The following is a 12,158-nucleotide window of genomic DNA, read 5'->3' on the forward strand; positions in this document are numbered from 1 at the left end:
CTGGTAGCGCGCACGAGGTCGGGCAACATACGTTGCACAGGCCGTCAACCTGGCGCGAGCCGCCGGCTCCGCTCGATGGCAAATGCTCCAAGGCCGTCGTACCATTCCAGTCTGTGGAGTTCGACCGTCGCGGAAGTCGAGACATGTTTTACAATGCCGGTAATTATAGGTGATGATGTTGAACCTGTCAACATTTTCACAAGCGCACGGCACGCATGTTGGTACAGGAACCGTACTCTCTATGTATACAGTTGATGGATGGACGACACGTACCATGACGCTAACATTTGTATTTCTCGACGGCATAGGCCTGGCTCCGGCGAGCGCTGACAACCCACTGGCTCAGGCGCCGATGCCTGCCGTTCACCGGCTCCTAGGTGGGCCGCTGACCAGTGAACAGATTGGTTATCGTGACCACCTTCTGCTAACTGCCCTCGACACCTGTTTAGGGGTAGATGGCCTGCCCCAAAGTGGCACCAACCACGTAGCCTTACTGGCAGGCATCAACGCTCCAGCACTCCATGGCAGGCATCAGCCGCACTTTCCACCAGTGGCACTGCGACCATTGCTTGCCGAACGCTCTCTCTTCCGACGAATCCGCGAACGAGGACTCCGCATCGCGTTTGCCAACGTCTTTACCAACGGCTACTGGCAGGCAGTGGCAAGCCGCCGTCTACGTCGCTCGGCGAGTGTGATTGCTGCCGAGGGGGCCGGTATCGATTTACGCACACTTGCCGATCTGAAGCAGGGTCGAGCACTGAGTTGGGATATTACCGGTGAAGGGTTAGCAACGTGCGATCCAGAAGCCGCAACCATCGAACCGATTAGTCCGCAACTCGCCGGAGAACGGCTGGCTCACCTTGCCACCGAGTACGAATTTGTCTTTTTTGAGAGCTTTCTGCCCGATCTTGCCGGGCATGGTCGCCTGGGAACGCATGGCGTCCGCGAAGCACTCACCCGCATCGACGGTCTGATCGCCGGTTGGCTCGATGCTCGTCGTCAACAAGACAACTTGCTCATAACGTCAGATCATGGCAATATCGAACAGGCATCAACCACAACCCATACCACTGCACCGGCGCCGCTGCTGGTCATTGGGCCACTCGCCAGGCACCTTCACCATGTACGGCGGATCGATGAAGTTGCTGATGCCATTCTACAAGCACTATCTGCTATGAGCCAATGAGGAGATTATGCAGCGCAAAGTACGAGTCCTGTTCGTCTGCATGGGGAATATCTGTCGTTCACCAATGGCCGAGGCGATCTTTCGCCACCTGGTCAATGAGGCCGGCTTGAGTGAACGATTTGAGATCGATTCAGCCGGTACCGGTAGCTGGCACGTCGGCGAGCCTCCACATCCAGGGACGCAGCGCGTGCTGGCGCGCCGAAATATCTCGACGGCCGGTATGTATGCCCGTCAGGTACGGAGCGCCGATATTGACCAGTTCGATTACATTTTGGTCATGGATCGCGAAAATCTGGCCGATCTGAGTCGATTTCACCCCAAAGCTCGTGAGCGAGCCAGACTCTTGTTGAGCTTTGCCCCCAACCTTGGTACCGATGAGGTGCCTGATCCGTATTACAACGGTCGTTTTGAAGAGGTTTATCACATGATCGAAACAGCGTGTCGTAATCTGCTCGCGTACATTCGTGAACAAGAAGGCCTCTGACCGTCCTGGCAGCATCGAGATGTTTTAAGGATGCAGCAGTGCTGCATCCTTGTTTTCTAAGCGTAAACTGTGATGAAGAAGATAGAGTAGGGAGCAGTGGGCTTGCCGTGCGTGAGGCAGCCTACCTCCCCCTGTTCCGATAGTAGTCAGTATGATCGGTTTTCCGGGCACCGCGAGAATGCTGGTTAGCGATCTCCACTTTCCCGCCAACGGTGGGGGCGGTCAGCGCTGGAAAGGGCTGCATAACGTTAGCATAGTGAATACAGCCGAATATCAGAAACCTGAAAAACCCGGATGTGCCAACACGTCAATGCAACTCTCACTGTTTCTGCGTCGTCTGATAATGAAGGCAGTACATCAACGATTGGAAATCACACCCCAAAACCTGCTTTAACGCTATGACGTTATGTATCGTAACAAGCGGCGTATCAGTATGATGAAGGATCAGCACCTGTTCATCCCAACAAATTATTGTGGATTAGTGAGAGTTGAAATTTTGTAAACAGTGCGTTATACTGTTGCACAAGCACATAAGAATTGATTCCTGTCTGTATCGGTTTATCACTGCCAGGCTTGCAGATAGAGGTAGAAGCTATCGCTACCTCATCAACGCTTGTGGCTATCACCACCGATAACAGAACATGAATCGAGGGTTTTAAAACAAGCAAATACTCACAAATGGAGTTCTGCCATGTCAGACATCACCAAAAACTTACTCAACGTTGATCTTCGCCAAGGTGTCGTACCGATCTCAAAGGCAGCATCCTCACTGGCCGCGCTTATCAAACGCTCACAAGCGACTCACCAGCCCATTATTGTTACACAAAAAGGGTACCCGGCCGGCGTGCTGTTAGATGTTGAGCTGTTTACCGCACTCCGCGAACTAGCTGAGCGCTATGAGAGCGAGCGCAACGGCAAGAGTGAGGATAAAGACACTGAGTGATAGTTCACCCACGCCGGTCTACAAGTATTATGTTAATCAGGCGCAGTCGTTGACTTAAACAACTGCGCCAGGTTGCTTTTGCTTACACTCAGCGCCGATCCGAAATATTCTGTGGTAGAAGAAGCAGGAATGACACACCTGAATGCCTGGGTGCGCAGACCTCCGGCCCGCCGATGCGGTGGACGGCTAAACCCCAGCGGGGAGCGCACCCAAGACCCCACCTAGATGCGCGGGCCTCCGGCCCGCCGATGCGGTGGACGGCTGAACCCCAGCGGGGAGCGCACCCAAGACCCCACCTAGATGCGCGGACCTCCGGCCCGCCGATGCAGTGGGCGGCTGAACCCCAGCGGGGAGCGCATCAGTGCTCCATCATCTCCGGCCCCGCGCATACCTCCAGCGAGCAGCGAACCAGGTATTACCACAATCCGGTGCACAACTTCCATCAGCACAACAAACATAACCGAAACCTCGCAGCGATGGATCACCCCGGTACTGCGCCCTACAGCACACCAGGCGCGTAGATCGTTCTATGCAATACTTGCTCATAACTTTCCAAAATACGCTGGGCAGTCTTGCGCCAGCTAAACTGCGCCGCATGAGCAAAACCGCGTTCACGCCAGAGTGCTGCTTCGTTCGGATCGGTCAGCAAGCGCTCCAGGTAACCCGCAAGCGTCGCGTCGTCCTCGGCATCCATCACCAACGCCGCTCCTCCTGCGACCTCCGGCAGCGGTCCGCGGTCGGAAACGATCACTGGCGTACCGCAAGTCATCGCTTCCAATATCGGAATACCAAAGCCCTCAAACCAGGATGGAAAAACGAAAACTTCCGCCATACTGTAGAGCGCAATCAGATCAGGACGTGGCGGACTGATCAGAAGCAGTGCACCGTCGCGCTCAACTGCCTCGAAAACTATCGGCAGTGGCTCAGGATGACGCGAGAAAAAGACAATCCGATGACTCTGCCGCAGCGCTGCCGGTAATCGTCGCCAGGCGCGCACCAAAACGCCGGGGTTCTTCAGCGCATCGGCGAGCACAAATGGTCGGTCAATCCCGTAACGCTGACGAACCGCAGTAAGAATGGCTTCGTCACTGATTCGGTACATATCCGGCGTTGGTGCATGGGGAATAGGAATAATGCGCTGAGGATCGAATCGGCAATAGCGGAGAATATCTTGCTTAGCGTGCTCTGAGACGGTCAACAGCAAATCGGCATGGTGCAACATGCGCCGCGAGGCAAAATACAGATAGATCGTTGTCGCCATTGAACGAAGTGTGCGTCGCGAACCGGAACTGAACAGTGTCTCACTGAGCGGCATAATCGTCAGGGCATCGTGAAGGGTTACGACAACCCGTGCACCGCTCACGCGGAAACCATAGTTTGCCGGATAATGCACCACATCGAGCCGATCACGGGCCATTGCCCGTTGCATCCCAATGTAATCAAGATACACACTCGATTGCGGCCCTCGGTACGATAACAGGCGCAGCGTTACCGTAAGCGGTAGATTATCTAGTTCAAACGGGCATTTTGTATCGGCGTAGAGAAATATCTGATGATCGGTAGCTATCGTACACAGCTCGGCCACGAAGTGTTTGACATAGGTATGAACACCACCAACCAAACCGTGAGACAGATAGCGCACATCAATGCCGATCCGCATAGATTGCTCCTACTGCCGTTATGACAAGCCCATATTCGCTCAGGCTGCCGAAGAGAGGAACGCTCGCAATGTTTATGAGTGTCTGATCAAGGTACACAGTGCGCATGGGTGAATAGAACAAGCGATCATTGGAACTTCTGCCTGCCCCCCTTCGTGCGTGCTCTACAGATGGCGAGTTGCAGCAGCCCCCGTGTATGACCGTAGCATATCAGAATGACAGTGCCTTGACGAGATGAAAATGGTTATTGACAATATTGTCATTGGTGAGCATGGATGAGCAACGTTTCCGGCTTTTGGTAGGCAGCCCCCTTCACCCGCCGCATGCGGGGGTTGGGGGTAAATTTCAGCGTATCCGCACATTACCCCCAAACTCCGGCTTGCAAGGGGGGAGGGGTTAAGTCCACTACCGCTTCTTGTACCCTGCCACCCTGACCTGTACCACTGGCTTCGTTGCTGGGGAAACCCTCTCGGCAAGCTGCGGGTCGCTGACGAGCAGACGGCGCAACAACTCCTCAGCAGATATGTCAGGATCGATCACCTCAGCCTGAGCGCCTTCGACAATAACGATCACTGTATGCTGCGCCTCAGACGGCCGATCCTTCGCTTTCAGCCGTTGGGCCAGCACACTGACGATTGGTGCAACGACTCCATTGATCAGCGCCAGCAAGACCTCCTTGTTTGCCGCAGCACTCTCGGCCAACTGGCGCACAATCTCATACACGTCACCACCCATCGCGCCGGTGTACACCGGATACGGCTCGATGCCGCGGCGACGCAGATCGGTGAGTATCTGATCGGCGCAGGCGCTAACGCCAGCCGGGTCAGGGCGGGTTGGATCGTTATCTACAAACTCGATGCGAACGGTAAACTGATCGGGCATGGGTACGCTCCTATGATCGGTCAGCAGCGCCTGATCGGCGCTGATGGCGTAACGACTGCTGTCGGGTAAGATACAACTGTCGTTGCAGATGTCGTTGCAGATGATGACGGATGGCGCGACCTACCTGCCAGGAGCTGAGGCGGGGCCAGAACAACAACCCAACCGCACCACCACAGGCAGCCAGTGCATAGAGTGTCGTCGGCGAGATCACAATATTGACGTACCCGAGCAGGTGCAGCAGCAACGTCATTCCGAACCAACCAACCTGGAAGCGCCAGACTGCCCGTACCAGTCGGGTTGCGGCAGGCAACCAGAGATAACCAATCGCACCGAGCAGCAGAACAACACCCACAGCGAAGAGATCAACCTGCGCTGGTAGCAGAAACCAGGAAAGCAGAGCGCACATACCTGCCGCAAACAGCGCCCTCCAGAAAAGACTATAATATGCAATTAACATAACCATCGTTTCGAGATGGCGGCGGCCCAGCACTGCCTCTTCGATTGCTAACGCCTCCTGCAAATACTGCCGCGCCGTCGGGTAGTCGCCCTCGGCATAGGCCACCTTGCCTAACTCGTACAGGGTGACGGCTGTCTCGCGATGGCGGCGGCCCAGCACTGCTTCCTTGATTGCCAGCGCCTCCTGCAAATACTGCCGTGCCGTCGGGTAGTCGCCCTCGGCATAGGCCACATTGCCTAACTCGTGCAGGGTGACGGCCGTTGAGCGATGGCGGCGGCCCAGCACCGCTTCCTTGATTGCCAGCGCCTCCTGCAAATACTGCCGCGCCGTCGGGTAGTCGCCCTCGGCATAGGCCACCCTGCCTAACTGGTACAGGGTGACGGCTGTCTCGCGATGGCGGCGGCCCAGCACTGCCTCTTCGATTGCTAACGCCTCCTGCAAATACTGCCGCGCCGTCGGGTAGTCGCCCTCGGCATAGGCCACATTGCCTAACTCGTGCAGGGTGAGGGCCGTTGAGCGATGGCGGCGGCCCAGCACCGCTTCCTTGATTGCCAGCGCCTCCTGCAAATACTGCCGCGCCGTCGGGTAGTCATTGTCCTGATACATGATCAGACCAGCCGCATGCAGCAGATCGGCCTGGTCGCGATCACGATTAGCTACGCGCACGTCAAGCAACTGACGGATATGTTCAAGAAAAGGCCGGGCAGATAGTTCCAACTTTTCATCAAGTTGCTGAACGGTCTGGACCAGACCGCGTGCAGCACGTCGCCAATCGGCTAATGGGTCATCGGTAACACTGCGCGCATAAGCGCGTAGCAGGCGGTGGAGACGGTACGATCCATCGCTATACTCAATCAATCCGAGTTCACGCAGACGACGAAGCGCCTGTTCGCCCCGCTCGCGTTGAGTGTCGTCGGTCGGGTCAAGCTCAGCAGCGCGAATAAGCACTTCATCGAGAATCGGCTCGGGGGCAAGTTGTGCGGCGGACAGCCAGATCGTGCGGGCCAGGTGATCGGTCGGATCGTTGCCCAGACGCTGATAGCTCAACGCAAAGGATGCCACGATGCTTGCCCGTTGCCCCGATGGTAGTCCTTCAACCAGTTCAGCATTCAGAGAGTGGTGGTTGATGCTCTCGGTACGCAGCAGCTCAAGGTATCTGGCAAGGGTGACGCTACTCCTGGTTAGATAACCACCGGCCAGTGTGAGCGCCAGGGGCAATCCGCCCAGCTCCTGCACGATGCCGTATGCGGCCTCAGCCTCGCGTGGGTCTGTCAGCAAGCTGGCAACGGTGCATCCATGTTCGATCGCGCGCGGGCCAAGCAGCAATGACAGACTGGCTTCGTCTGTCAGGCTGGTGAGGGGGAGGAGACGCACGCCGCTGCCGGTCTCCCAGCTCTGGCGGCGGGTGGTGATCAGCAGACGGCTGCCGCCGCCACGCGGCCGCCACTGCTCGAGCAGGGTCGGGTCTTCCAGGTTGTCGAAGATGATTAGACGGCGACCCGGCCCTTCCCAGATCGCTCGCACCTGTTCGACCCGCTCACGCAGGCTTAGCCGACGTGGTCGCTCGAAACGGCTCAGCTCACCGTCAAAGCCGATAGTCTGCCTACGCAACTGTTCACCCAGTTCATCGTCGAAGAGTTGGAGACCGCGTGGCCCGCCGCATGCGGCAACCTGGGTTTCAATCGTTTCCGGTTGTTCCATGCTTAGCCAGAACACGCCGTCGGGAAAGCGATCGCGGTAGCGATGGACGAACTCGATTGCCAGCCGAGTCTTGCCGATGCCGCCGATGCCGGCGATCGCCGGCAGCAGCGCGACATCTTCCGCCTGCTCGCCGGTGAGCATAGTCGCCAGGTGCTTGAGTTCTTCCTCGCGGCCCACAAAGTTGGGGAGGCGCGGGTAAGGCATCACAAAGGGCTGATGTTCGGGTGTGCGCAGGCGAGCGCGATCCGGGTAATACGCCAGCGTGGCGCCGGATGAGCGGTCGAAGCCATACTCGCCAGGCTGGGCATCGGCCAGCTCTACCTGAAGCATCGCGTGCAGGCTCTGCCAGGTCACCCGGCCATCCTCTAACGCAGCAGCCCCGGCTAATCCACGCAGCAGAGCGGCACTGTAGCGGGTGGCGCCATCGCCTTCGTAGGCTTTATGCCAGGGGCTGACCGCGGCCAGCGTTTTACGCATCGTCCCGCTGCTACCGTCGGCGACATCGGTGCGCTGGATGTTGAGGGCCTGGGCCAGGCGCCGACGCAGATTATCAACCACCGGATCAGGCGCGGCTTCACCGACTGCGCCGGCGTAGCAGCAGTCGAGGATGAGCAGCAACCGGTCAGGGGTACTATGGCGCAACACCTTCTCCTGAAGCCACTCCATCGAAAGGTGAGCGCTCGAATCGTCACGGGCATCCTCTGGGCGGAAGTTGGAGGTAACCAGGAAGACATCACTATGGCCGCTGGCATCGGTGATGTAGCGCCCGTGACCGATATAGTAGATGAGCAACAGCCCATGGCGACCGGCAGCTCGCCGCGCATCGAAGATCGCCCTGCGCACAGCATCGGTGGTTGCTGCTGCACCAACCAGCGGCTCACCACAATGCAGGGTAAAGCCACTAGCCGGTGAAGTGAGCATACGGGCCACCTGGTATGCAGTCTCCTCGGCGTAGCGCAGTGGTGGCAGCCCGGTTTCAGGACCGCCGTTAATGCCGATCACCAGAGCGATGTTAGGTTGCGTCTCGGTCATTCCTAACTTATGCCACGAATGTAAGATTCCCGATCCTCTCTGCTATCAAGAAAGTGCGCAAAAGTGCGCACAGTTCTCTTCCTGCCCCGACGTGTCTTGTTGACCACCGTCGTCTCTGACAGGCGTGACTTTCCCGACTACGGCGGGGGCCATCCCCGCCGTAGCGCCGCCATTACTGGTCGGACTCGCCACGGGTAGGGCAGTTTCGGTTGCCAGCCGTTTCAGGTTCCGCGCCGCATTGAGGTCACGGTCATGGCGCTCGCCACATTGCGCACACACCCATTCTCGATCGCTCAACGTCAGCGCCTCGTTCTTCCAGCCACACTTGGAACAGAGTCGGCTACTTGGATACCAACGATCGGCGATGATGAGATGAGTACCGTAGCGTTTCGCCTTGTATTCCACCTGCGAGCGGAACACACCAAAGCCAACGTCAGAGATGGCGCGGGCGAGTCTCTCGTTCGCGAGCATCCCTTTGACGTTTACATCCTCGATCACGAACGCTTGGTTTTCGCGGCAGAGTCGGGTCGTGAGCTTATGAGTAAAGTCCGCTCGGAGATTGGCAAGGCGGGCATGGAGCCTTGCCAATGTCGCAGCGGACGTTCGCCGGTTGTTCGATACCGGCAGGCGCGTTCCTTTGGGCAGGCGGGCACGGCGTTCAAATCCTGCTGCCTTCTTGGCGGCTTGCAGCTTGCGGCTGAGACGTCGGCTACGGATTTTTAGACGACGCAGCGCTGCGTTGAGCGGCTTGGGCGCCTCAACGACTTCACCGCTGGAGATCGTTGCGGCAGCCTTGATGCCCAGGTCGAGGCCGTTGACCTCGTGCGACGTGCGACGCCGATAGCATTGCGCATCAGGCACCTCGACCTGTATTGCCACAAACCAACGATCTGCGGTGCGCGAGACCGTCGCGCCCAACATCTTGCCCGCGAAGCGCAGTTCCTCGGTCATGGCGACTTCGCCGATCCTGGGCAGACGGATCGTCTTGCCCATCAGAGTGAACTTGTCGTTGGCCACATAAAAGCTGTCGCGGCAACGGCCCTTTTTCTTGAGCCGTGGTTCGTGCGCTTCTTTGCCCTCCCTGAGGTCGGCGAAGAACCGTTCCCATGCGTTGGCAAGATTCCTGAACGGCTGGGCGTGGGCATCCCGGTGAATGTCTTGCACCCAAGGCCGGCCGCTCTCATCGAGCCACTGCGGGTCGGTGTCCGTGATGGCGTTGAACTGTTTTTTGAGCGCCATGGCGTTTGGCCTGCCGCCTGCTGCGTATTGCCTGTTCCACTCATTGAGCGCCCAGTTCCAGACACGCCGCGCCGTGCCGCAGGCGCGCTTGAAGTAGTCCACCTGCTCAGGAGTCGGGCAACGAGCGATCGTGTGGGTTCGTTGCATGGTTGGGCCTGTTTGACGCCATGTGCATCCTGTTTCAGCGCTGCATCCAACTTCGTTCGATAGTTCCTCAAACCGTATCGCCGAGACGAACAACCGTGCACGATGGTCATCACGTCTTGCACCATTTCCGGTTCGGGAGACAGCCGTTCCTGGTTGAGCACCAGCACTTCGCAGCCATGGGTTTTGGCGTCATGTTCGAACCACTCAACGCCGAAACGGGTGAGGCGGTCCCGGTGCGCGAGGATCAGCATCTTGACTTCCCGTCGCCCGATCTCGTCCATACGGGCCAGCAACCGCTTGCGCGTGACGTTCAACCCGCCGCCCACTTCCTCGATACACTCGACCCCCGCCAATCCCTTCGCCACCACGACCTCTTCCAGCACGTTGCGCTGATTCGCCAGGTCCGGCTGCTGTGCCGCACTCGATACCCGACAGGAGGCGACCAGCGTGGTTGGCGCATGGTTCGCCTGCCGCAAACCGATGAACTCACGGATCTGCGTCTCAGGGGAGAGACGGCGGTTGCTGTCCGTTCGGGCCACCGGAATCAGCCTTCCTTCGCGTTCCCAACGCTGCAACGTCTTGACCGAGACACCAAGGAGTGTTGCGGCTTTCCCTGTGCGCATGGTGTTTTCCATGAGCACCGTTATACACTATCGCGTACTAGAAGTCAAGCTAGAGTCCGGCTCCCATCATCCGGCGGGAAGGGTCAGGTGAGGAGTAACTACCCACGCGACTTCTGCGCCGATGCCGGCACAAAACGAGCCAAAATAATCCCCACTTCATAAAGCAGATACATCGGCAGCGCCAGCAAAAACAGATTTACCGGATCACCGGTAGGCGTAATAAATGCTGCAATAATGACCACCAGCACCAGCGCGTACCGCCGATAGCCGGCCAGTTGACGGGCATTGGTGACATTCAGGTAAGCCAACACATAAATGATGATCGGCAGCTCAAACACGATCCCGTTGATCAGCAGCAGCATCGAAACCGTCTCGAGAAAATCAGACAAGGTTGGTTGGGTCTGGATCAACGGTGAATCAGAAAAGCCAACCAGAAACCGAATAGCGACCGGTGTCGTCACAAACCAGCCAAACGCGATACCGGCCAGGAAGAACAAGGTAACAAACGGGAGTGCCCGAAAAATCAGGCGACGTTCGTCAGCGGTAAGACCAGGGATGATAAAGGCCAAAATCTGATAGACAATAACCGGCATGGCCAGGATCACACCGACCACCAGCGCCACTTTCATATAACTGGTGAACTGCTCGGTCGTCCCAACCGACTGAATCGGCGCAAAGCGGTCATTGATTGGTGCAAAGGTCAGGATCAGAATATCGATCAGTTTGACCGGCCCCTGTGGCCAAACAGCTACAAAACCTAATACCATCCCGATCAACACTGCAATCCCGGACTTGATAATCCGGCTCCGCAGTTCGATCAGGTGTTCAATAAGCGACATCGAGGCATCATCGGTCTGATTTGCTCTTGCCGGTCGGGTTGTCATGATCGTATTGTCTCCTCCGTCACGGGTGAAGTAGAAACGGTCGGTTGCCAGTGCTGATCGAGTAACCCACGAGCCTGGAGCTGAAAGACAATGGCCTGCAATTCAGCCGCCAATTCATTCAGGCGGTGCATAAGTTCATGCAGTTCGGCAGCAGTGATAGCGGGTTGATCAGCATGAGGATCGGCAGGCGTTGATGAAGCGGTCGACTGCTCATCGGGAAGCGCAAGCGGTTGATCGGCTACAGGCTCAGGTGGGGTCGTTATTGTTGATGGTTCACCAAACAACTTACGATCTTCCTCGGTTACCGGCTGCACCACTGCTGAAACCGATACGGTTGGTGTTGTCGGTGAAACGGTTGCCGCCGGAACCGGCGGTTGAGCTGGAGGGCGAATAACCGGTTTGGTCGCCGTCTTCGCCTCATCGAGCACGGTTTGGGCTTGCTGACCGGCAGCCTTTACCTCGTCAAGAATAGATTGTGCTTGCTGACCAGCAGCTTTCACTTCGTCGGCAATCGCCTGCATATCTTGCTGCACATCGAGCTGCTGGCGAGTCCGGATCAACTCATCACGCAACTGAGCAATCTCACGTTCAAACTCGTTGCGCATCTCGTTGATCATCTGCAATTCAGGCGATTGCTGCTGCCAGGCCAGAAATTTGGCGACCTGCCTGCCAGCAAAACGACCGATCTCCGGTAACCGTTCTGGCCCGAAGAGAACAAGAGCTAGGCCCGCAATCAAGATAAATTCAAACAGGTGAACGTTGAATATTTCCATACGCACTCGCGCTATTGTGGTTCCGTGATTCCTTTTCTTATCTTACCACAGTACACCGAGAGAAGTGAAAATCGAAAAGTGAGCGATGAGAAGGAGGGCTTTGCAACGTTTTCAGCCAAATTGCTCAACAACGGCACAACACCAACAAG

The 12,158-nt window shown here is 57.2% G+C and carries 10 protein-coding genes and 1 pseudogene; 4 read left to right on the forward strand and 7 right to left on the reverse strand.

Annotated features, from left to right (window positions below; all coding sequences use genetic code 11):
* The first annotated feature begins 241 nt into the window (after positions 1 to 241).
* The 4 genes from QTO31_RS11320 (at position 242) to QTO31_RS11335 (ending at position 2,613) form a co-directional block, all read left to right on the forward strand.
* Entirely contained in the window at positions 242 to 1,186 is a 945-nt protein-coding gene (locus QTO31_RS11320; protein WP_301429157.1) for a metalloenzyme, read from the forward strand.
* A 7-nt stretch (positions 1,187 to 1,193) separates the two neighbouring features.
* Entirely contained in the window at positions 1,194 to 1,670 is a 477-nt protein-coding gene (locus tag QTO31_RS11325) for a low molecular weight protein-tyrosine-phosphatase (RefSeq protein WP_028459482.1), read from the forward strand.
* 151 nt (positions 1,671 to 1,821) lie between these two features.
* The gene (locus QTO31_RS11330) at positions 1,822 to 2,064 is read left to right on the forward strand and encodes a hypothetical protein (protein ID WP_031461133.1); all 243 of its coding nucleotides are present in this window, start codon (positions 1,822 to 1,824) and stop codon (positions 2,062 to 2,064) included.
* A 297-nt stretch (positions 2,065 to 2,361) separates the two neighbouring features.
* Complete coding sequence (locus QTO31_RS11335; protein WP_031461132.1) at positions 2,362 to 2,613, forward strand: type II toxin-antitoxin system Phd/YefM family antitoxin; 252 nt, start codon at positions 2,362 to 2,364, stop codon at positions 2,611 to 2,613.
* A 499-nt stretch (positions 2,614 to 3,112) separates the two neighbouring features.
* Here QTO31_RS11335 and QTO31_RS11340 read toward each other — a convergent pair whose 3' ends face one another.
* From QTO31_RS11340 to QTO31_RS11365, 7 genes and pseudogenes are all read right to left on the reverse strand, one after another.
* Positions 3,113 to 4,273 (reverse strand): glycosyltransferase family 4 protein, encoded by a 1,161-nt coding sequence (locus tag QTO31_RS11340; protein WP_301429158.1) that lies wholly within the window; start codon positions 4,271 to 4,273, stop codon positions 3,113 to 3,115.
* Between the two features lie 403 nt (positions 4,274 to 4,676).
* Positions 4,677 to 5,153, reverse strand: a complete 477-nt coding sequence (locus tag QTO31_RS11345) for a hypothetical protein (RefSeq protein WP_301429159.1) — start codon at positions 5,151 to 5,153, stop codon at positions 4,677 to 4,679.
* 10 nt (positions 5,154 to 5,163) lie between these two features.
* The gene (locus QTO31_RS11350) at positions 5,164 to 8,343 is read right to left on the reverse strand and encodes a tetratricopeptide repeat protein (protein ID WP_301429160.1); all 3,180 of its coding nucleotides are present in this window, start codon (positions 8,341 to 8,343) and stop codon (positions 5,164 to 5,166) included.
* A gap of 45 nt (positions 8,344 to 8,388) precedes the next feature.
* The gene (locus tag QTO31_RS11355; RefSeq protein ID WP_301429161.1) at positions 8,389 to 9,729 is read right to left on the reverse strand and encodes an RNA-guided endonuclease InsQ/TnpB family protein; all 1,341 of its coding nucleotides are present in this window, start codon (positions 9,727 to 9,729) and stop codon (positions 8,389 to 8,391) included.
* A gap of 8 nt (positions 9,730 to 9,737) precedes the next feature.
* Positions 9,738 to 10,364: pseudogene (locus tag QTO31_RS19310) on the reverse strand (IS607 family transposase); the annotation flags it as partial.
* An 86-nt stretch (positions 10,365 to 10,450) separates the two neighbouring features.
* On the reverse strand, positions 10,451 to 11,236 hold the full coding sequence (gene tatC, locus QTO31_RS11360) for a twin-arginine translocase subunit TatC (protein ID WP_031461278.1): 786 nt from the start codon (positions 11,234 to 11,236) through the stop codon (positions 10,451 to 10,453).
* Entirely contained in the window at positions 11,233 to 12,009 is a 777-nt protein-coding gene (locus tag QTO31_RS11365; protein WP_301429162.1) for a twin-arginine translocase TatA/TatE family subunit, read from the reverse strand. The genes tatC and QTO31_RS11365 overlap by 4 nt, the downstream gene beginning before the upstream one ends.
* Between the last annotated feature and the right edge of the window lie 149 nt (positions 12,010 to 12,158).

The sequence above is a fragment of the Chloroflexus sp. MS-CIW-1 genome, from assembly GCF_030444705.1.
Classification (GTDB): Bacteria; Chloroflexota; Chloroflexia; order Chloroflexales; family Chloroflexaceae; genus Chloroflexus.

Bases quoted from the DNA above. Each gene is read 5' to 3' on its own strand.
- QTO31_RS11320 (WP_301429157.1), top strand. From the start codon at position 242: ATGTATACAGTTGATGGATGGACGACACGTACCATGACGCTAACATTT.
- tatC (WP_031461278.1), bottom strand. From the start codon at position 11,236: ATGACAACCCGACCGGCAAGAGCAAATCAGACCGATGATGCCTCGATG.
- QTO31_RS11355 (WP_301429161.1), bottom strand. From the start codon at position 9,729: ATGCAACGAACCCACACGATCGCTCGTTGCCCGACTCCTGAGCAGGTG.
- QTO31_RS11365 (WP_301429162.1), bottom strand. From the start codon at position 12,009: ATGGAAATATTCAACGTTCACCTGTTTGAATTTATCTTGATTGCGGGC.
- QTO31_RS11330 (WP_031461133.1), top strand. From the start codon at position 1,822: ATGATCGGTTTTCCGGGCACCGCGAGAATGCTGGTTAGCGATCTCCAC.
- QTO31_RS11325 (WP_028459482.1), top strand. From the start codon at position 1,194: ATGCAGCGCAAAGTACGAGTCCTGTTCGTCTGCATGGGGAATATCTGT.
- QTO31_RS11335 (WP_031461132.1), top strand. From the start codon at position 2,362: ATGTCAGACATCACCAAAAACTTACTCAACGTTGATCTTCGCCAAGGT.
- QTO31_RS11350 (WP_301429160.1), bottom strand. From the start codon at position 8,343: ATGACCGAGACGCAACCTAACATCGCTCTGGTGATCGGCATTAACGGC.
- QTO31_RS11345 (WP_301429159.1), bottom strand. From the start codon at position 5,153: ATGCCCGATCAGTTTACCGTTCGCATCGAGTTTGTAGATAACGATCCA.
- QTO31_RS11340 (WP_301429158.1), bottom strand. From the start codon at position 4,273: ATGCGGATCGGCATTGATGTGCGCTATCTGTCTCACGGTTTGGTTGGT.